Origin of the sequence: Pectobacterium hainanensis (assembly GCF_046237015.1) — a bacterium.
Taxonomy (GTDB): Bacteria; Pseudomonadota; Gammaproteobacteria; order Enterobacterales; family Enterobacteriaceae; genus JBJYIN01.
Map to the genome: position 1 here is coordinate 16,169 of NZ_JBJYIN010000008.1, position 20,564 is coordinate 36,732.

General features: G+C 51.0%; 21 protein-coding genes and 1 riboswitch. Of the genes, 12 read left to right on the forward strand and 9 right to left on the reverse strand.

The features are described from left to right. Positions 1-158: 158 nt before the first annotated feature. The 4 genes from cdd to bioA all read right to left on the reverse strand — a co-directional run bounded on the left by cdd (position 159) and on the right by bioA (position 3,708). Positions 159-1,049, reverse strand: coding sequence for a cytidine deaminase (cdd, locus tag ACKPVM_RS09775; RefSeq protein ID WP_409308857.1), 891 nt, complete (start codon positions 1,047-1,049; stop codon positions 159-161). 140 nt (positions 1,050-1,189) lie between these two features. Then, positions 1,190-1,888 carry a CidB/LrgB family autolysis modulator gene (locus tag ACKPVM_RS09780; RefSeq protein ID WP_409308858.1) on the reverse strand — a complete coding sequence of 233 codons (699 nt, stop codon included), beginning with the start codon at positions 1,886-1,888 and terminating at the stop codon, positions 1,190-1,192. Continuing rightward, entirely contained in the window at positions 1,888-2,295 is a 408-nt protein-coding gene (locus ACKPVM_RS09785; protein ID WP_409308859.1) for a CidA/LrgA family protein, read from the reverse strand. The genes ACKPVM_RS09780 and ACKPVM_RS09785 overlap by 1 nt, the downstream gene beginning before the upstream one ends. Positions 2,296-2,418: 123 nt before the next feature. Next, positions 2,419-3,708 (reverse strand): adenosylmethionine--8-amino-7-oxononanoate transaminase, encoded by a 1,290-nt coding sequence (gene bioA / locus ACKPVM_RS09790; protein WP_409309031.1) that lies wholly within the window; start codon positions 3,706-3,708, stop codon positions 2,419-2,421. A 105-nt stretch (positions 3,709-3,813) separates the two neighbouring features. Here bioA and bioB point away from each other — a divergent pair, with 105 nt between their 5' ends. The 6 genes from bioB to ACKPVM_RS09820 all read left to right on the forward strand — a co-directional run bounded on the left by bioB (position 3,814) and on the right by ACKPVM_RS09820 (position 10,581). Next, positions 3,814-4,851, forward strand: a complete 1,038-nt coding sequence (gene bioB, locus ACKPVM_RS09795; protein ID WP_409308860.1) for a biotin synthase BioB — start codon at positions 3,814-3,816, stop codon at positions 4,849-4,851. A gap of 66 nt (positions 4,852-4,917) precedes the next feature. Further along, positions 4,918-6,066 carry an 8-amino-7-oxononanoate synthase gene (gene bioF, locus ACKPVM_RS09800; RefSeq protein WP_409308861.1) on the forward strand — a complete coding sequence of 383 codons (1,149 nt, stop codon included), beginning with the start codon at positions 4,918-4,920 and terminating at the stop codon, positions 6,064-6,066. Continuing rightward, entirely contained in the window at positions 6,056-6,817 is a 762-nt protein-coding gene (gene bioC / locus ACKPVM_RS09805; RefSeq protein ID WP_409308862.1) for a malonyl-ACP O-methyltransferase BioC, read from the forward strand. Before bioF ends, bioC begins: the two co-directional genes overlap by 11 nt. Further along, positions 6,810-7,487 carry a dethiobiotin synthase gene (gene bioD, locus ACKPVM_RS09810; protein ID WP_409308863.1) on the forward strand — a complete coding sequence of 226 codons (678 nt, stop codon included), beginning with the start codon at positions 6,810-6,812 and terminating at the stop codon, positions 7,485-7,487. The genes bioC and bioD overlap by 8 nt, the downstream gene beginning before the upstream one ends. Before the next feature lie 636 nt (positions 7,488-8,123). Then, positions 8,124-10,136: an excinuclease ABC subunit UvrB gene (uvrB, locus tag ACKPVM_RS09815; RefSeq protein WP_409308864.1), complete on the forward strand. Its 2,013-nt coding sequence runs from the start codon at positions 8,124-8,126 to the stop codon at positions 10,134-10,136. 13 nt (positions 10,137-10,149) lie between these two features. Then, positions 10,150-10,581 (forward strand): VOC family protein, encoded by a 432-nt coding sequence (locus ACKPVM_RS09820; RefSeq protein ID WP_409308865.1) that lies wholly within the window; start codon positions 10,150-10,152, stop codon positions 10,579-10,581. On the opposite strand, the gene ACKPVM_RS09825 is transcribed toward ACKPVM_RS09820, so the two are convergent. Then, the gene (locus ACKPVM_RS09825) at positions 10,582-11,490 is read right to left on the reverse strand and encodes a gluconeogenesis factor YvcK family protein (protein WP_409308866.1); all 909 of its coding nucleotides are present in this window, start codon (positions 11,488-11,490) and stop codon (positions 10,582-10,584) included. 289 nt (positions 11,491-11,779) lie between these two features. Continuing rightward, a riboswitch (molybdenum cofactor riboswitch) is annotated at positions 11,780-11,926 on the forward strand. On the opposite strand from ACKPVM_RS09825, the gene moaA reads away from it, so the two are divergent. The 6 genes from moaA to ACKPVM_RS09855 all read left to right on the forward strand — a co-directional run bounded on the left by moaA (position 11,914) and on the right by ACKPVM_RS09855 (position 15,503). Beyond that, positions 11,914-12,903, forward strand: a complete 990-nt coding sequence (gene moaA, locus ACKPVM_RS09830; RefSeq protein ID WP_409308867.1) for a GTP 3',8-cyclase MoaA — start codon at positions 11,914-11,916, stop codon at positions 12,901-12,903. Its footprint overlaps the riboswitch before it by 13 nt. Before the next feature lie 50 nt (positions 12,904-12,953). Further along, on the forward strand, positions 12,954-13,472 hold the full coding sequence (gene moaB / locus ACKPVM_RS09835; RefSeq protein WP_409308868.1) for a molybdenum cofactor biosynthesis protein B: 519 nt from the start codon (positions 12,954-12,956) through the stop codon (positions 13,470-13,472). Positions 13,473-13,491: 19 nt separating this feature from the next. After that, the gene (gene moaC, locus ACKPVM_RS09840) at positions 13,492-13,986 is read left to right on the forward strand and encodes a cyclic pyranopterin monophosphate synthase MoaC (protein ID WP_409308869.1); all 495 of its coding nucleotides are present in this window, start codon (positions 13,492-13,494) and stop codon (positions 13,984-13,986) included. Next, on the forward strand, positions 13,983-14,228 hold the full coding sequence (gene moaD, locus ACKPVM_RS09845; protein WP_409308870.1) for a molybdopterin synthase sulfur carrier subunit: 246 nt from the start codon (positions 13,983-13,985) through the stop codon (positions 14,226-14,228). Before moaC ends, moaD begins: the two co-directional genes overlap by 4 nt. 2 nt (positions 14,229-14,230) lie before the next feature. After that, positions 14,231-14,683, forward strand: coding sequence for a molybdopterin synthase catalytic subunit MoaE (gene moaE / locus ACKPVM_RS09850; protein ID WP_409308871.1), 453 nt, complete (start codon positions 14,231-14,233; stop codon positions 14,681-14,683). Positions 14,684-14,795: 112 nt separating this feature from the next. Then, positions 14,796-15,503 carry a Bax inhibitor-1/YccA family protein gene (locus ACKPVM_RS09855; protein ID WP_409308872.1) on the forward strand — a complete coding sequence of 236 codons (708 nt, stop codon included), beginning with the start codon at positions 14,796-14,798 and terminating at the stop codon, positions 15,501-15,503. Between the two features lie 61 nt (positions 15,504-15,564). On the opposite strand, the gene ACKPVM_RS09860 is transcribed toward ACKPVM_RS09855, so the two are convergent. From ACKPVM_RS09860 to hlyD, 4 genes are read right to left on the reverse strand one after another with little or no spacing between them, the layout of a single operon-like run. Then, positions 15,565-16,671, reverse strand: a complete 1,107-nt coding sequence (locus ACKPVM_RS09860; protein WP_409308873.1) for an ABC transporter permease — start codon at positions 16,669-16,671, stop codon at positions 15,565-15,567. A 9-nt stretch (positions 16,672-16,680) separates the two neighbouring features. Next, positions 16,681-17,826, reverse strand: a complete 1,146-nt coding sequence (locus tag ACKPVM_RS09865; RefSeq protein WP_409308874.1) for an ABC transporter permease — start codon at positions 17,824-17,826, stop codon at positions 16,681-16,683. Next, positions 17,819-19,561: an ATP-binding cassette domain-containing protein gene (locus ACKPVM_RS09870; protein WP_409308875.1), complete on the reverse strand. Its 1,743-nt coding sequence runs from the start codon at positions 19,559-19,561 to the stop codon at positions 17,819-17,821. The genes ACKPVM_RS09865 and ACKPVM_RS09870 overlap by 8 nt, the downstream gene beginning before the upstream one ends. Next, a complete protein-coding gene (hlyD, locus tag ACKPVM_RS09875; RefSeq protein ID WP_409308876.1) occupies positions 19,554-20,564 on the reverse strand; it encodes a secretion protein HlyD in 1,011 nt (336 codons plus the stop codon). Before hlyD ends, ACKPVM_RS09870 begins: the two co-directional genes overlap by 8 nt.

Here is a 20,564-nt window from a genome sequence, read left to right on the forward strand (position 1 = left end):
GGTAACAGAAACGAATCCAAGGGGAGATCAATAAAAGCTGAGCCGGATCTTAAATTACCCAGAAAATATGTACAGGAAATGTTAATTAAAATAGTTACAGATGACTTGCATCCGTGGGAAAAAATAAGATGAATCGATTCATCTTGTTTACATTTCTATTATTCATCCATGAAACACAGTGCAACATCGGTACACCCCAATTCTCCCAGTATGATCTGCGACGCGGCGTACTGACTGATAGCGGCATGTCGACGTTCGACGAGCGTGGCTCGAACGATATCGGTTGGCGCTTCTCCGGCAAGATTCATTACATTCAGAGCGGCTTGCAACGGTGGCAGGCTGGGGTTAAATGCGGCGTTTTCCGCATAACGACCCGTATAAATATGGCCGTTCACCGTTTCCAGCGCGATGCCGCTGATTGCGTGGCTGTATGGTGCGTGGCTACGGTTGGCTGCCTCCAATGCTTGTAATGTTAATCGGTCTGCATTGTCCAATTGATAACCATGATTGATGTCATCCAGCAACAACGTTTTGATTTGTAAATCGTTCGGTCCAAACGCATCGGGCAAATAATAGCTGAGTCGCGCAGGTTGGTGCCCCGGTAATTGGATGAGAAGCGTTGAGGCGCAGTTCAGTTCATTCATAAACTGCCTGCAATGGCCGCAAGGTGTGTAATTCACCGTAATAGACGTTAACGCTTTTTCATTGCGCAGCCAGGCATGGACGATGGCACTTTGTTCTGCATGCACGGTTTGTTGTAACTGCACATGAGCAAATTCCATATTGGCACCAAAATAGATGTTGCCGCTCACGCCTTGTGCGATCGCGCCGACCTGGAAATGAGAAATTTCAGCTTGAGCACAGGAAGCCGCTAACGGTAACAATGCTAATGCCAGCGAATCGCGAGTCATATGACTGGAAAGACACAGATTTTCGACCTCATCATTCGTGAGCATAGCGGAAAAATCGTGGCGGCTCAGGATGGGGAATAGCGCAGACTGCAAATCGCCAGGTAACCGTTGAAAAGCGTTATCGAATCGTGGGTGCATAGTGGCTTACTCGTGAGCGGGTCAATGAACCTTATGTTAGAGAGCGAATCAGCTATAAATGGTGATACATATCTCCTTTGAGATGAAAGGCATGAAAGTTAAACGTTAAATGCGAGATGTTTCTCAAATTTCATGCCGAACTACTGACCAACGAATTGCAGTAGAAGAGGAAAAACAAACGGTGCGATCAGCGAGGTAATAATGCCGCAAATAACCAGTGCTAATGAGCTGAAAGCACCTTCCTGAAAATCGACTTCGGCACAACGTGCCGTGCCCAACGCGTGCGATGCGGTTCCCATTGACAAGCCGCGCGCTGCCTTGGTTTTGATACCGACGCGGTTGAACAGGCTGTGCCCCAATACCGCGCCCAAAATGCCCACAAAAATCACGCAAACCGCACTGATTGCAGGAATACCGCCAATGGAACTGGCGACGGCCATGGCAATGGGGGTAGTAACGGATTTCGGTAACACGGATGCCGCGATCTCTGGTGATGCCCCCATCCACAATGCGACCATGGTTCCTGTCACGATGGCGGTCACGCTACCGATAAAACAAACGCTGATGATCGATTTCCAACGGGCTCGAATCTGATGTAATTGCTCGTATAAAGGAAAGGCTAACGCGACGACTGCGGGTTGTAGTAAATCGTTGAGGACCTCGCTACCTTTGAAATAATGGTCGTAAGGAATATCCAATAACAAAAGCAGCGGGATGATAATGGCCATTGAGATCAGTAACGGGTTCAGCAATGGCATTTTGGTCCAAATCGCCAGTCGACGTGCGGCAAAAAAGACAAACAGCGTGAGTGGCAAAGACCACCATAAAGAGGCCAACATTATTTTTTATCCTCATCTTGCAGACGATTATCTGCGATGATTTTTTCTCGTTGCATGAGTTGCGTGCTGAAACCGACGACGAGCATCACAATAAAAGTGCTGATCGCACAGGATACGACAATGGGGCCGAACTGTTGTTTAAGCAGTTCGTAATAGCTCATTACGCCCACACCAATAGGGACAAACAGCAATGCCATATAACGGATTAGCAGATGGCAACCGGGCTTTACCCAGGTTGACGGCAGGATCTGCGAGGCAAGCAGCGCGAACAGAACCAGCATACCAATGATGCTACCGGGGATAGTCAGCGGAAGTAGCGCGGATATCGCATTGCCCGCCAACAGACAGAGGTAAATCAATGCGAAAGCGCGTAAATACTGCCAGCACAGAGTGATCGTATTGCGCATAGGAAATTCCTGATTAATTGAGTGGCTATCATAACGCTAATAGAATTAGCGTGCTACAGCTCACAGGTTTTCCGGGCAATATGATGGGCTGGCCGTCTTCTGATACCAACTTGGGGTATAGGATTAATCGTTAAATAGACTGGCGTTTGCCAGTGCATCACCGATAGCGGTGGTAAGTCGGTGTAATTGTTCGGGATGAATGATGAACGGCGGCATGAGATAGATCAGTTTACCAAACGGCCGAATCCAGACACCCTGTTCGACAAAAAAGTGCTGCAACCGCGCCATATTGACAGGTTGGTGCGTTTCAACCACCCCGATCGCGCCCAAAACCCGCACACCGGCGACGCGTTCGGATGTGGCGAGCGGCATGAGCGCCTGGCGCAATTGCTGTTCTATCGCACTAACCTGTGCCTGCCAATGATTCGTTGCCAGTAGCGATAAACTCGCGTTGGCGGCAGCACAGGCGAGTGGGTTACCCATGAATGTCGGGCCGTGCATAAAGCATCCTGCTTCACCATTGCTAATCGTGGTGGCGATAGCTCTGGTTGTCAGCGTGGCAGATAGTGTCATGTAGCCGCCAGTCAATGCTTTCCCCAGACACATGATATCGGGTGAAATTTTGGCATGCTCACAAGCGAACAGTTTTCCTGTGCGGCCAAACCCCGTCGCGATTTCATCCGCAATCAATAATACGTGGTATTGATCACACAGTTCGCGAACGTGTCGGAGATAGGTCGGATGATAAAACCGCATTCCTCCAGCCCCCTGAACAATCGGCTCCAGAATGATCGCGGCAATTTCATGCGATCGTTCGGCTAGCGCATTCCGCAAAGGAGCGATATCGGCATCTTGCCAATCACTGCCAAAGGAGCACTGTGGTGCAGTGACAAACAAATGATTGGGAAGATAGCCTTGATAAAGGCTATGCATGGAGTTTTGCGGATCACAAACCGACATCGCGCCGAGCGTATCGCCATGATAACCATGGCGCAGTGTGAGGAAACGCTGCCGTTTTTCACCTCGAGCCTGCCAGTACTGTAGTGCCATTTTCATTGCGACTTCAACGGCAACCGATCCTGAGTCAGCGAGGAAAACACACTCTAGTTCAGCGGGAGTCATTGACACGAGCTGGCGGCAGAGCGCGACAGCGGCAGGATGCGTAATGCCACCAAACATGACGTGTGACATCTGGGAAAGTTGCTGCTGTACCGCCTGATTTATCGCCGGGTGGTTATAGCCATGAATGGCAGCCCACCAGGAAGACATGCCATCAATGAGTTTACGCCCATCATCAAGCTGAAGTTCTACGCCAGTCGCCGACACGACGGGATAGCAGGGAAGTGGTTGTGTCATTGAGGTGTAAGGGTGCCAGATATGGCATCGATCAAATGCTAAATCTTCTGGAGTCATCGAGTTCATACTATTTTTTACGTAAACCAAACTGGATATAATTTGGTTGACAGTATATCGGGTAGATTTAAACTGGCGAAACAATTTTATTTTGGAGACGCCGTGATGGCTGACCGCATTTACTGGACGCTTGAGCAAGCAAAGGATCTTTTTAATAAACCATTTCTGGAACTGATGTTTGAGGCTCAGCAGGTCCACCGTCAGCATTTTGACCCTCGTCAGGTGCAGGTTAGTACACTGCTATCGATAAAAACTGGCGCTTGCCCGGAAGATTGTAAGTATTGTCCACAAAGCTCGCGTTATCGGACAGGCATTGAAACCGAGCGGCTGATGCAGGTGGAACAAGTGCTGGAATCAGCACGTCAGGCAAAAGCCGCCGGTTCGACCCGTTTTTGTATGGGGGCCGCGTGGAAAAACCCGCATGAGCGCGATATGCCTTATCTGGAGCAGATGGTCCAGGGGGTTAAGGAACTGGGTATGGAAACCTGTATGACGCTTGGGACGTTGAGTGGCGATCAGGCGGAGAGACTCGCCTCGGCGGGGCTGGATTTCTATAACCACAATCTGGATACCTCCCCAGAGTTCTACGGCAATATCATCACGACGCGCAGTTATCAGGAACGCCTGGATACGCTGGGGAAAGTACGACATGCCGGGATTAAAGTCTGCTCGGGCGGTATTGTCGGGCTGGGCGAAACGGTACGAGACAGAGCCGGACTCTTGGTACAGTTGGCTAACCTGCCCAAGCCGCCGGAAAGTGTGCCGATTAATATGCTGGTCAAGGTGAAGGGAACGCCTTTAGCCGATAACGATGACGTTGATCCGTTTGATTTTATCCGCACCATTGCCGTCGCGCGCATCATGATGCCATCGTCTTACGTGCGACTATCGGCAGGGCGTGAACAGATGAGTGAACAAACGCAAGCCATGTGTTTTATGGCGGGCGCTAACTCCATTTTCTATGGCTGCAAACTGCTGACCACACCGAATCCGAAAGAAGACAAAGATGTGATGTTGTTCCGCAAACTCGGGCTGAATCCGCAGCAGACCGAAGTTGAGTACGGTGATAACCAACAGCAGGCGCGGTTGGTGAATCAATTGACCCACGGTGATAGCGAGCAGTTTTACAATGCGGCGGTTTAAGATCGTGTGTTTGTCTAAAGCTGAATCATCCGTACAGAAAAGTAAGATAACGCGGAGCCCGGTACGATGAGTTGGCAAGCACGCATTGCGCAGGCGTTGACGCAACGGCAACAGGACGATGCATACCGTTGGCGGCAGGTTAATCAGGGTGGAAATGGACGCTGGCTGGTGCAGGATGAACGCCGTTATCTGAATTTTTCCAGTAATGATTATCTGGGGTTGAGCCATCATCCAGAGATCATTCGTGCCTGGCAGCAGGGCGCGGAGCGGTACGGTATTGGCAGCGGCGGTTCGGGTCATGTGACAGGCTATACCGATGCACATGCCACACTGGAAGCGCAACTGGCCGACTGGCTGGGCTATCCACGAGCGATATTATTGATTTCCGGCTACGCGGCGAATCAGGCGATTATCGCTGCGTTAATGCAAGCGGGTGACCGGATTCTGGCCGATAAATTGAGCCATGCCTCATTATTAGAGGCGGCAGTACATTCACCTGCGACACTGCGGCGCTTTTCGCATAATCAGGCGGAGAGTCTGCAACAATTGCTGGAAAAGCCAGAAGACGGTCAAACGCTGGTGGTGACCGAAGGTGTCTTCAGCATGGATGGCGATAGTGCGCCATTAGCGCAACTGTATGCGCAATCGAAAGCGCACGATGCGCTACTGATGGTGGATGATGCCCACGGCATTGGTGTTTTCGGAGAGGCAGGGCGAGGAAGTTGCTGGCAGCAGGGTGTCAAACCCGATCTGTTAGTGGTGACATTCGGTAAGGCATTTGGTGTCAGTGGGGCAGCGGTGTTATGCGATGAGCCTCTCGCTGAATATTTCTTGCAGTTCGCCCGTCATCTGATTTACAGCACGGCGATGCCAGCAGCTCAAGCCTGTGCGCTCAGTGCCGCGCTAAACTGTATTCGCAACGAACAGGAACGGCGGGATGCGTTACAGCGTAATATTGCGCAGTTCCGGGCCGGCTTTTCTACTGCGTCGTACCAACTGATGAACTCATCAAGTGCTATCCAGCCTCTGGTGGTAGGTGATAATGCCCGGGCGCTTGCCCTCATGGCGGCACTGCGAGAACAGAATCTTTGGGTTAGCGCGATGCGTCCTCCCACCGTCCCCCCGGGCAGTGCGCGATTGCGTATTACGCTAACGGCGTCTCATCAACCGGAAGATATCGAGCAATTGCTGGCGGCGATCCATCATGTCTGTTGACCAAGATCACAAGCAGGCGATTGCACGAGCGTTTGGCCGGGCGGCTACGGGTTACGATCGTTTTGCTGAATTACAACGTACCACAGGTAAACGCTTGCTCGATTTTATCCCACCACAGACGGGGAAACAGGTGCTTGATGCCGGTTGCGGGACGGGGTACTTCAGTCGCTATTGGCAGCAGCAGGGAAAACAGGTAACGGCGCTGGATCTTTCTCCGGCGATGTTAGCGTATGCCAATGAGCAACAGGTCGCCGAACATTATGTGCAAGGCGATATCGAGAGCCTGCCGTTGGAAACGGGTTGTGTAGATATGAGCTACAGCAATTTAGCGGTGCAGTGGTGTGATGATTTGCCCCAGGCGTTGGCCGAGCTGTATCGCGTTACGCGTTCAAACGGCGTTATCGCTTTTTCTACGCTAGCGGCGGGATCGTTGAAAGAACTGTCACAAGCCTGGTTGCAGTTGGATGGCACGCATCGGGTCAACTCTTTCCTCACGCCTGATGTAATAGAGGCGGCGTGTCAGCCATATCGCTATCAACTTCACCGTGAGCATGTCACCTGCTATTTCCCAAGTGTATTCGAGTTGATGAAGTCGTTGAAAGGCATTGGCGCGACCTGGTTGCATCAGGGGCGAACCCCTGGGTTGTTGAGTCGCACCCGGCTGAACCGTTTATCAACGCTTTACCCATACCATTCCGAAGGGTACCCACTTACCTATCAATTAATTTATGGAGTGATTTATCGTGATTAAGCGCTGGTTCGTCACCGGTACCGATACCGAGGTCGGCAAAACGATAGCCAGTTGCGCGTTGTTGCAGGCGGCAAATCATGCCGGATATCGTACGGTTGGCTATAAACCTGTGGCATCTGGTAGCGAGCTCACGCCAGAGGGCGTTCGTAATAGCGATGCGCTGGCCCTTCAGGCTAACAGCAGTGTCTCGCTTGATTATCAGGCAGTGAATCCGATGGCATTTGTGGAGCCAACGTCACCGCACATTGTCAGTAGAGAAGAACGGCGGCCAATTCATTTGTCTGAGCTATCTTCTGGGCTTCGCGCGTTGGAAACGCGAGCGGATTGGGTGTTGGTGGAAGGGGCAGGGGGATGGTTTACGCCGCTGTCGGAGCAAGAAACGTTTGCCGATTGGGTCAATCAGGAACAACTGCCGGTTATTCTGGTGGTGGGGATCAAATTAGGTTGCATAAATCATGCGTTACTGACTGCCAATGTGATTGCACATTCAGGATTGCGGCTGGCCGGTTGGATCGCGAACGATATTATCCGACCGGGAAAACGACATCAGGAATACCTAAACTATCTACAGCATCATCTCTCTGCGCCAATGTTGGGCGAAATTCCCCATTTGGGTGCGCCGCAGCGGCATAATTTGGGGCAGTATATTGATTTGTCTCGTTTGGGCTAATGATTGTTTTTAGTATTTTTCAATCTAATACTTATAAGATAAATCGCACAAAGAGTGGGAAAAAAATCCATATTCATGGCGATATAGGATAAAGCGGGTATTTCTACAACTCAGGGGGGATGCGGGGTTGTGGGAGTTATCCACCATTTCTGTGGATAACTGTGTGCATTAGAGATAGAAAAATCACGTCAGACGAGAGCGGGCGCGGGTTGACGGCAGGTTGACGCTATTCTCCGCTTTTTAGATAATTTATTCAAAATCATAATGTTAATTAAAATCAAGTTTCTTTTTTATGCCTAATGTCGAGCTGCATGAATTAGCAACATAAGTAACGCCCACACGTTAAAAAAAAGGTGAAATTGGGGATAAATAGGGATGATATCTTCTGGCAGAACGGCGATGAATGTGCTAGCCAATTGCTTTGCTTAATCATTATCCAATAGCGGAATAATTTCCTTGATGCTGTTTTTATATCCAGTATTATGTGGGTGGTAAAATCCACGTTAGGTTCCCATAATAATCAGCGTGGAAAGACATCACCCTATCCCATAGATTGTAAAATACAGGCTGATTCTGTTCAAACCGTCCCATCCGCTTGCCATGGGCAACCAGGCATGATGAGTAGCGTAGTTAACTATGAGTAAAGTCTTTAAACTGAAGTCCGATTTTAAACCCGCGGGCGATCAACCCGAGGCCATCCGTCGCCTGGAAGAGGGGCTGGAGGATGGGTTAGCGCATCAGACGCTGCTTGGCGTGACGGGGTCCGGTAAAACGTTCACTATCGCCAATGTTATTGCTGATTTAAATCGTCCAACCATGATTCTGGCGCCGAACAAGACGCTGGCGGCACAGCTTTACGGTGAGATGAAGGCCTTTTTCCCGGATAACGCGGTGGAATACTTTGTCTCGTATTACGATTACTACCAGCCAGAGGCGTATGTTCCCAGTTCCGATACGTTTATCGAGAAAGATGCGTCAGTGAACGAACATATTGAACAGATGCGCCTTTCTGCGACCAAAGCACTGTTGGAGCGAAAAGATGTGGTGGTGGTCGCTTCGGTTTCCGCTATTTACGGTTTGGGCGATCCCGATCTTTATTTGAAAATGATGCTGCACCTGACACAAGGTATGTTGATTGACCAACGCGCGATCTTGCGGCGGTTGGCTGAGCTGCAATATACGCGCAATGATCAGGTATTTCAGCGCGGTACGTTTCGCGTGCGTGGGGAGGTGATCGATATATTCCCCGCCGAATCGGATGATATCGCGTTGCGTGTCGAATTGTTCGATGAGGAAGTCGAACGGCTATCGTTATTTGATCCGCTGACGGGGCATGTTGTTCAGACGATGCCGCGCTATACCATTTACCCGAAAACGCACTACGTGACGCCGCGAGAGCGTATTTTGCAGGCAATGGAAGATATTAAGGTTGAGCTGGCCGAGCGTAGAAAGGTGTTGTTGGCGAACGATAAGCTGGTGGAAGAGCAGCGACTGAGTCAGCGCACGCAGTTTGATCTGGAGATGATGAACGAACTGGGCTATTGCTCCGGTATTGAAAACTATTCACGTTTTCTGTCTGGTCGCGGGCCCGGCGAGCCTCCGCCGACCTTGTTTGATTATCTGCCTGCCGACGGGTTGCTGGTCGTGGATGAATCACACGTGACCATACCGCAAATTGGCGGAATGTATCGTGGCGATCGGGCGCGTAAAGAAACGCTGGTTGAATATGGTTTCCGGCTACCGTCGGCGCTGGATAACCGGCCAATGAAATTCGAAGAGTTTGAGGCACTGGCTCCGCAGACGATTTACGTTTCTGCAACGCCAGGAAACTATGAATTGGAGAAATCGGGTAGTGAGGTGATCGATCAGGTTGTGCGTCCGACTGGCCTGCTGGACCCGATACTTGAAGTTCGCCCGGTTGCTACACAGGTCGATGATTTATTGTCTGAAATTCGTCAGCGAGCGGCGGTAAATGAGCGGGTATTGGTGACGACGCTCACCAAACGAATGGCCGAGGATTTAACGGAATATCTTGAGGAGCATGGGGAACGCGTCCGTTATCTGCATTCGGATATTGATACCGTTGAGCGAGTGGAAATCATTCGCGATCTGCGGCTTGGCGAATTTGATGTGCTGGTGGGGATCAACCTGCTACGAGAAGGTCTGGATATGCCAGAAGTCTCGCTGGTGGCGATTCTGGATGCAGACAAGGAAGGCTTCTTGCGTTCAGAACGATCGCTGATCCAGACGATTGGTCGTGCGGCGCGGAACCTCAAAGGAAAAGCGATTTTGTATGGCGATAAAATTACGCCGTCAATGGCGCGAGCAATTAGCGAGACTGAACGTCGTCGTGAAAAGCAACAGGCCTACAACCTGAAACATGGCATTGTACCGCAAGGGCTGAACAAGAAAATTGCCGACATTTTGCAGCTTGGTCAACCGAGTAACGGAAGAGGCAAAGGACGCAGTAAGAAAGCGGCCGAACCTTCAGCCAGTTATGGATTAATGACGCCAAAAGCGTTGGAACAAAAGATTCGTGAGCTTGAAAGTAAAATGATGACGCATGCGCAGAATCTGGAGTTTGAGGAAGCGGCCAGCCTGCGTGACGAAGTTCAGGCGCTACGGGCTCAATTTATTGCTGTGTCTTGATGGAGGGGAAACGATGGATATCACGATACCTGGCGTAGACGTCTTGTTTGTGGCAGGTTTTGGCCCAATAGCCAACTCCTCGACGGCTAGCGCGGCATTTTACGTTGATACATTGCGTTTGCCATTGAAACCGATGGCTGAGAATCCTGATTATCTGGTAACGGACGCGTTGGAGGGGGTAAAACACTTTGCCGTATGGCCGCTGGAACAGGCTAGCGAATCTTGCTTTGGGCAGAAAACATGGCCATCCACGTTGCCAGTGCCGCAGAGTTGGCTGGAGTTTGATGTGGCGGATATGGCGCAAGCCACGCAGGCGATTAAGGCCCATGGCTATACGCTGCTGGTCGATAATCGATTGGAGCCTTGGGGGCAGCGTGTCACTCGTTTCCTGAGTCCTGAAGGCATGCTGGTGGCTGTCACGCACACGCCCTGGCTACGACAATAATTATCCGAGCCGCTGTAATACCGTTTCTATTGCCTGACGTAACAACTGACGATCGTGATGATGTGGTACGTCTTCGGCCGCTAGCGGCTGTTGTACGACCAGACAATCATGTATCTGGCTGACATCCACTTTGGGGCTGACGATAACGGCGTCGATAACTTGCCGACCAATCTTTTCTTCCATGAGATCCAGTTTTTCCCTGAGTGAAAGTTTGGCGGCGGCTTGGTTCTGTTCATCGCCTAAATTGCCAATGTAGACCATCGGCGCAGGCGTTCGGCGCAATGCCTGGGTGAGGTCGGAGAGCAACAGTAGCGGCATCAGGCTGGTCAGAAAGCTGCCGGGGCCGATGAGAATCAGGTCTGCTTGCGCAATGGCAGTCAGTGCTTCCTGAGTCGCCTGTACCGGAGGAAATAGCGTAAGTTCATGCGGCATTGTGGTGAGTTGGTCGATAGCGACCTCCCCGTAAACGGGATTCCCAAGTTCATCGGTGGCCTGCAAATCGACAGGGTGTTCGGACATCGGGATTAAGAAAGCATCGACTTTCAGCAAATTGCGCACCAAATTGATTGCTTCGAGTGGGCGAACGCTCAAATGATCGAGGGCTTTCAGCATCAGATTCCCCAGATTATGGCCCGCAAGTTCGCCATTGCTGTTAAAACGGTATTCAAACATCGCAGAAGCAATACTGGGCGTCGTGATCAATTGGTTCAGGCAATTACGCATGTCTCCCCAGGCGATCCCGCCTTCTGAACGGCGGATACGTCCGGTTGAACCGCCATTGTCGGTGGTGGTGACAATACCGGTTAGCCGCGATCCCAGAGAAGACAAGGAAGACATGACCCGGCCCAAACCGTGTCCGCCTCCCAAGGCAACAACCCGATCGAGGTCGGCTAACGTGCGATTGCGCATAGTAATCCTTAATGGCTGAACGTGTAGGAAGGGATCGAACCGATTTTTATTGCGGCTAAGGTAGCTGATTTTTGTTTAAAAGGCGAAGAATCCGACTCGATGTATGACCTGAGACAATTTACGCGATACATTTTACAGTATGCTTGTTTAACATAAGGTATTGAAAAATCGCTATATATTTATTTATATACCGATTTTTTAAGTGGCTAACTGTCATTGTTGGCTTTAGACTGAATAGTGAAAATACGATTCTCGTTTCGCATGGCTGGCTTTCTTTGCCGCGGTGCTGTCGAGAGTCAAACTCCTAGCCTTGGTGCCTAAGTGATGTGTTAAATCACATGATAAGGTGCTCTGGCCGTGACCTAAGCGTCACCAGGGTGCGAGGTAGAAATGCCTGCATCTCCCGTATTTGGAAAGGTGTTTATGGTAAGTCAACTGACTGATGCGTTTGCGCGCAAGTTCTATTATTTGCGTCTGTCGATAACCGACGTATGCAACTTTCGCTGTGCTTATTGTTTGCCGGACGGTTATAAGCCGCAGGGCAACAACCCTCATCATTTCTTATCGCTTGACGAAATCCGGCGTGTCAGCCGTGCGTTTGCCGAACTGGGAACGGAGAAAGTCCGTTTGACGGGAGGCGAGCCCTCTTTGCGTCGTGATTTTGTTGAAATTATTGCGGCGATTCGTGAAAACCCTGCTATCCGCACGTTGGCGGTGACGACCAATGGCTATCGATTGGCCCGCGATGTTGCGCAATGGCGTAACGCTGGACTGACGGCATTGAATGTGAGCGTAGATAGCCTGGATGCCAGACAGTTTCATGCTATCACCGGACAAGACAAATTTCGCCAGGTGATGGACGGTATTGATGCCGCATTTGAGTGTGGTTTTGCCAAAGTGAAGGTGAATACCGTACTGATGCGTGATGTCAACGACAACAGTTTACAGGCATTTCTGACGTGGATTAAGCATCGCCCGATTCAACTGCGGTTTATCGAGTTGATGGAAACCGGTGAAGGGGGGGCGTTGTTTCAGCAGCACCACGTTTCCGGCGATGTGATTCGCCAACGTCTACTGTCGCAGGGCTGGGTGCAGCAAGTGCGCGGGCGTAGTGATGGTCCGGCGCAAGTCTTCCAACATGCTGATTATCAAGGTGAGATCGGATTGATCATGCCTTACGAGAAAGATTTCTGTTTAAGCTGTAATCGCCTGCGGGTATCTGCGACAGGCAATCTGCATCTTTGCCTGTTCGGTGAACAGGGTATTCCTCTTCGTGATCTTATGAGCGACGATCGACAGCTAGATGCGTTGAAAATGCGTATTTCTGGTGGTCTGTCGACCAAAAAACAGACCCACTTTTTGCATCAAGGCAATAGTGGCATTACGCAGAATCTGTCGTTTATTGGTGGCTAAGGCCCCACAACGTTTATTCGTCAGACGTTTGATATGAATCAGGAGTTGGTATGAGTAAAGTCAGCAGCGAATTTATTCCTCTTAATCTTGCCGTGCTTACGGTATCGGAAAAACGTACAGCAGCCGATGACACGTCGGGAGATTATCTGCGTGAAGCCGCAGCGTCTGCCGGGCATCACATTGTTGCCAGTGGTATTGTTAAAGAAAATTTGTACCAGATCCGAGCTCAGGTTTCAGCCTGGATTGCGAGTGATACGGTACAGGTTATTCTGATTAATGGTGGTACAGGGTTTACAGCTGGCGACGTGGTGCCGGAAGCGATTGGGGTATTATTCGATCGTGAAATCGAGGGATTCGGTGAATTATTCCGCATGGTGTCGTATGAAGATATTGGCACCGCGACGTTACAGTCTCGAGCGACCGCCGGGTTGGCCAATCAAACGCTGATTTTTGCGATGCCTGGCTCGACGCGAGCTTGCCATTCCGCCTGGGAACGTATTATTCAGGAACAGTTGGATGCGCGTCAGAAACCGTGCAACTTCTACCCACATTTGAAAAAACTCTCTTAACGATAAGCCTTAATTCATTATGTCATCATCTAAGCCACAATTGACCCACATTAACGCCGCTGGCGAAGCCGTGATGGTGGATGTTTCTGCCAAAGCGGAGACGGTACGAGAAGCCCGAGCGGAAGCCTTTGTTGAAATGGCACCGCAGACGTTGGCCATGATTATTGCGGGCAGCCACCACAAGGGTGATGTGTTTGCGACAGCCCGTATCGCCGGGATTCAGGCTGCAAAACGTACCTGGGAACTGATTCCTCTTTGCCATCCGCTGTTGCTGAGTAAAGTTGCCGTCGAGCTGGAAGCGCAACCGGAGCACAATCGGGTTCGTATTGAGTCCGTGTGCCGCTTGACGGGGAAAACCGGCGTGGAGATGGAGGCGCTGACGGCGGCGTCTGTGGCGGCCTTGACGATTTATGATATGTGTAAAGCCGTGCAGAAGGACATGGTGATTGGCCCCGTACGTCTGCTGGCAAAAAGTGGTGGAAAGTCCGGAGATTTTACGGTGGAGGGCGCATGATTAAGGTTCTTTTTTTTGCTCAGGTGCGTGAGCTGATCGAGACAGAAAGCCTATCGCTGCCTGCCGATTATGCCACTGTGGAAGACGTTCGGCAGGCGTTATGTCAGCGCGGTACGCGTTGGGCGTTAGCGTTGGAATCAGGCAAACTGCTGGCGGCGGTGAATCAGTCATTGGTTGAGTTATCGCATCCGTTACAGGACGGAGATGAAGTTGCTTTTTTCCCACCGGTAACGGGAGGTTGATTGTGGCAGAAACACGTATTCGGGTCGGCGAAGAGTGCTTCAACGTGGGTGATGAGTACCAGTGGCTGTCGCAGTGTGATGAAGATGGTGCCGTCGTCACGTTTACTGGCAAAGTGCGTAACCATAATCTGGATAAAAATGTTAGCGCGTTGACGCTAGAGCATTATCCTGGCATGACGGAAAAGGCACTGGCAGAGATTGTCGAGCTGGCGCGAGAACGCTGGGAATTGCCGCGTGTGAGCGTGATTCATCGCGTAGGTGCACTTTACCCAGGTGATGAAATTGTGTTTGTTGGCGTCAGTGCTGCCCATCGTAGCTCGGCGTTTGATGCCGCTCAGTTTATGATGGACTATCTGAAAACCCGTGCGCCGTTCTGGAAACGGGAAGCAACGCCGGAAGGTGAACGCTGGGTGGAATCGCGTGACAGCGATAAACAGGCTGCGCAACGCTGGTAGGCGATTTCTGTGTTAGGATAAAAAGAGGGTAGGGAGAACATATTTCGTCTCGATCCCTCAAACAGGCGGTTCAGGCCGCGTTAATCAGATAACTTTATGCAAAGGTAACATCATGGACAGATATCCACGCTCGGATTCAATCGTTGAGCGCTCACAGTCTGGTCTTCAGACTTATATGGCACAGGTTTATGGCTGGATGACCTGCGGCCTGCTGCTAACGGCGTTCGTCTCCTGGTATGCAGCGAATACACCTGCCGTACTGAATTTTGTTTTCTCCAGCCAAATTACCTTCTTTGGTTTGATCATCGCACAATTAGGGTTGGTGTTTGTTATCTCTGGTATGGTGCAACGCCTGAGTGGTGGTGTGGCAACCAGCTTGTTCATGCTGTATTCCGCGCTGACCGGGCTGACGCTTTCCAGTATTTTTATACTGTATTCAGGCGAGTCTATCGCCAGCACATTTGTTATCACCGCTGGGATGTTCGGGGCGATGAGCCTGTATGGCTATACCACGAAACGCGATTTAAGCGGCCTCGGCAGTATGCTATTCATGGCGTTGATCGGGATCATTCTGGCCTCGCTGGTTAACTTCTGGCTGAAGAGCGAAGCGCTGATGTGGGCAGTAACTTATATTGGCGTGGTGGTGTTTGTCGGGCTGACGGCGTATGACACCCAGAAGCTGAAAAATATCGGCGAAACGTTATCGGTTGATGATAAAGACAACTTCCGCAAATATGCGATTGTTGGTGCACTGACGTTGTATCTCGACTTCATTAACCTGTTCCTGATGCTGTTACGCATTTTCGGCAACCGTCGTTAATCTTTCTTGTTGTTCGATCCTTTCTCAGGCGCGGTTCCCGCGCCTTTGTTTTACTCAGCTTTCACGCAATATTCCGACGGAAAATGGCATAAGCGGCACTGCCGGTCGTCGCCGTAATCACCAATAATGGCCATAAGCTGTGCCAGATAATCGTGAAGTCAGCATCTTTCAGGTAAATCTGTTTAGTTATGTCAGTAAAGTGTCGGATAGGGTTAATCCAGGTCAACTGCTGCAACCATTCGGGCATATTTTCTACGGGAGATACGTAGCCAGAGAGCAGAATAGCGGGCATGAGAAAGACAAACACACCGATAAATGCCTGTTGCTGTGTGGCGCAGAGTGATGAAATCAATAGGCCGAATCCAACGAGCGATAGGCCATAGAGTAGCATCGTGGCATAGAAAAGCAGCAACGAACCCGCGAAAGGAATTTGGTACGCCAGAATGCCAGCCAGTAGTACGACGGTCGCTTGAAATGAGGCAACGATTAAGGCCGGTATCGCTTTACCTACAAATATTTGCCAGGTAGACAGCGGTGAAACCAGCAGTTGTTCCAACGTGCCCTGTTCGCGCTCGCGGGCAACGGAGAGCGCCGTGACGATTAGCACGCCAATCGTGGTAATCATGGCAATTAAGGAAGGCACAACAAACCATTTGTAATTGAGGTTGGGGTTATACCAGTGGCGGATAATCAACTCGCTATTATTCTGTTTTGGCTGATCGCCGGACAATTCAAGCTGATAATCACGCACGATCTGCTGTACATCATTGGCGGCGATCTGAGCGCTATTAGAGCGGCGACCATCCAGAATGATCGGCAGCGTAGTTTGCTGTCCATTCACAATATTGCGTGAAAACTGGGGTGGAAAACGAATAATCAGCAGCGCTTTCTGGTTATCGAGTGTTGACACGATGTCATATGGACTATGTAGCATCACCACGTTGGAAAAAGACTGCGCTTTGGCAAAGCGCTGCGTCAGCTCAATCGCAGCATGACCGTTATCTTCGCTGTAAATTGCGATCGTGGCATTTGTCACATCCAACGTAGCAGCAAAAGGAAAGACGCAAACCTGAATGATCACGGGCAACACCAGAATGGAGCGAGTCTGCGGTTCACGCAAGAGTGACTGTAATTCCTTGATGATTAATGTCCACAGACGATGAAACATGCGAACTCCTTAATCCAGCCTGCGCCGGGTTTTCCAGGCGGTTAAGCCGATAAAAACGATGGCAGAAGCGATAAGAAACATCAGATTAATCAGCAGTACACTGCCAATATTGCCAGCCAGGAAGAGCGTTTGTAGCGTGCTGACAAAATAGCGAGCAGGGATGAGGTAAGACACGCCGCTCACCAGCGCTGGCATACTGTCAATTTCGAAAATGAAGCCTGATAACATAATGGCAGGCAGGAAAGCGGCGTTGAGGGCGACCATCGCGGCGTTGAATTGATTCCTTGTCAGTGTTGAAATCAGGAGTCCCATCCCCAGAGTGCTCGCGAGAAATAAGCTACTGACGCCAAAAAGAATCAGTAGCGATCCACGGTAGGGCACCTTCATCAGAAAAGTTGATACCAGAATGCACAGCACCATGGCGAACATGCCGAGAAAATAGTAGGGGATCAGTTTAGCCAGCAATAATTCACCGCGGGTAACCTGAGTGGAAAGTAACGCTTCCATGGTTCCGCGTTCCCACTCACGAGCGATGACCAACGAGGTGAGTATTGCGCCGATGACGGTCATGATGATGGTAATGGCACCGGGAATGATGAAGTGCTGACTGATGGCGGCAGGGTTAAACCAATAGCGCAGTTGAGGCTCGATCAGTTGCTTGAATTCCTCACCACGATCGCTGGCACGCTGCTGTTGCCAGATAAGCCAGACGCCTTCGGCATACCCGCGAACAAAATTGGCGGTGTTAGGCTCACTCCCGTCAGTGATGACTTGAAGCGAGGCTTGGGTTTCAGGGCGAGCCATGCGCTCGGCAAAATCATTAGGGATGACGATCAGGCCACGAATACTGCCTGCCTGCATCAGTTGAATTAACTGCTGACGATTGTCGCTGATTGTCGGTTCGATGAAGGGGGAGGCGCTGAACGTGTTTGCCAGATCCCGTGCCTCTTCGCTTTGCTGTTCCATCAGGATGCCGACGTGCAGACGACTGGAATCCAGATTAATGCCGTAGCCAAAGATGAACAGTAATAGTAAGGGGATGACAACAGCAATCAGCCCACTGCTGGGGTCGCGCAGGATCTGGCGCGTTTCTTTCAGGCACAATGCGCGTAAGCGACGCCAGGAAAAATGAATGCTACCGCTCTGGTTAGCCATGTTTTTCCTCCCGATCGTAATCCTGGATCAGGGCGATAAAAGCTTGCTCCATGGTTGGCGAGGGCGTTGCGTCACTCGCCGCCTTTCGCTTTAACTCATCGGGTGTACCGCTGGCGATGAGTTTGCCGTGATAAACCAGTCCGATACGATCGCAATATTCCGCTTCGTCCATAAAATGTGTGGTAACCATGACGGTGACACCACGGTTTACCATGCCATTGATGTGTATCCAGAACTCGCGGCGGGTGAGGGGATCAACGCCGGAAGTCGGCTCATCCAGAAACAAGATGTCGGGTTCATGCATCAGGGCACAGGCCAACGCTAGCCGCTGTTTGAAGCCTAATGGCAGAGAGTCTGGCGTTTGGCGATAAATGGGGCGGAAATTGAAGGCATCGGTCATTTCTGCCATTTTATCGCGTTGGTTTTTACCCGACAGACCGTAGACGCCGGAGAAGAAGCGCAGGTTCTGTTCAACGGTCAGATTACCGTAAAGTGAGAACTTCTGCGCCATGTAACCCAAATGCTGACGAGCCTTACCCGAGCGGGTCTTTAAGTCCATGCCCAGAACCAGTGCGTTGCCATCGGTTGGCACCAGCAGCCCGCACATCATTTTAAACGTCGTGGATTTTCCGGCGCCATTTGGCCCTAACAAACCAAAAATCTCGCCGCGTTTAACTGCAAAACTGACGTGGTCGGTGGCAGCAAAATCGCCGAACTTCTTTGTTAACTGCTGTGCTTCAATGACCGTTTCTTCACTGTTGGACTCAATCTGCGGCATAATCTTTGCCAGCGATGATTCGCTGGCCGGGCCTCCGCCAAGCAGATCGATAAACGCGTCTTCAAATCGTGGTTCGGTATTCTGCAAGCTATCCTGTGTCAGTTTGAGTGCCGATAACAGCGCCTGACGGTCTGCTTTTTCTTTCAATATCAGTCGTACATATTGTCCCTGGATCACGCCGTCGCTGACATGCGGCAGTCCTAGCGCGTGTTGCAGAAGCTTACGATGGTTGCCCGTACTGACGTTAATCAGAACGCTTCGTCCCGCCATACTTTTTGTCAGTTCTTTGGGTTCGCCGCGGTAGAGTAACTCACCTTCGTTTAGCAGAAGGACGTCACGGCATTGTTCAGCCTCATCAAGATAAGACGTACTCCAGACGATCAGCATGCCGTCATTTGCTAACTCGTGCACCATTTGCCACAGTTCGCGTCGGGAAATCGGATCCACGCCGACCCCAGGTTCGTCGAGTAGCAGCACGCGCGGTTGGCCCAACAGCGTACAGGCCAGCCCCAGTTTTTGTTTCATGCCGCCGGATAATTTACCCGCCAGCCGATGGGTAAAATGAGTGAGATCGGTAAAGGATAACAGCCGTTCAAATGTGTCCTGGCGAACCTGGCCCGTGATGCCGCGTAAATCGGCATATAGCGTCAGGTTTTCCATGACCGTCAGGTCTTCGTATAACCCGAACTTCTGTGGCATATAGCCAAGAATGGCATGCAGTTGGCGATCGTCCTTGATGGGATTTAGACCGAGAACCGTCATCTCACCCTGACTTGGCGTCAGCAACCCTGCCAACATGCGCAGCAGCGTTGTTTTACCTGCGCCATCCGGCCCGACCAATCCGGTTACCGCGCCGCTGTGAATTTCGGCGGTGAGGCGGGCCAGTGCAGGTTTATCCTGTCCGGGAAAGTGTTTTTCTAACGCATTGAGCGTGATTGTTACGGGCATGTCACTCATGGCGTGGTTGACCCTGAGCGTCCAGATCAAAGCGTAAGGTGACGGGCATTCCCTGACGAAGCAGGTCATCGGCGTCATTGACAATGATGCGCAGACGATAAACCAGATCGGTGCGGAGGTCTTCCGTTTCGACGTTTTTGGGTGTGAATTCCGCGCTGGGAGAAACAAAGCCGATTTTGCCGTGATAAGGCGCATTCGGTCGGCTATCGGTATAAATCAGAATATCGCTACCGGGAACGGCCCGACCGAGATCTTTTTCACTGATGTAGGCGCGAACCCAGACGGGCGTTGTCAGTGACAGCGTAAATACGGTGCCGCCAGCGTTGAGCATGCTACCCGGTTCGACTGCCCGGGTCAGAATGACACCGGCGGATGGGGAATAGAGCTCGGTATCTTTTAGATCCAATTCAGCCTGAGCCTGTACGGCGAGTGCCTGAGCCAGCGTTGCCTGTGCCGCTGCGACCTCCTGTGGTCGGTTGCCGTTTTCATACTGGCTCAGCTTATCTCTGGCTGCCTGCAATGTCGCCAAAGCCTGATTACGCATGGTCTTTGCATCTTCCAACGCATCGGCAGAAATAACGCGTTTTGCCCACAGACCTTGCTGGCGTAGATAAAAACTATTGGCATAATCGTAAGCAGCCTGATTTTGTGCCAGTGTGGCACGGACCTGAGCGATTTCTTCTTGCCGATAGCCTTCCTGTAATAGCCCCAGTTGTGCTTGGGCGCTGGCAACGTTAGCCTGTGCCTGGTGCAACGCGTTGAGGTAAGGTGCGCCATCCAGTGTTGCCAACTGCTGTCCCGGTTTGATGCTGTCGCCTTCATCGACCGCCAATGCAATGAGCCGCCCTCCGACACGAAACCCCAGATTGACCGTGCGGATATCAACATTGCCATAAAGCGTGAGCGGTTTGTCCTGCTGTTGCCGATAGTGAGTCATGGCGTATGCTATCGCGATGATGAGTATGATAATACCGCCGATAGCGACCCCTTTTTTCTTATTCAT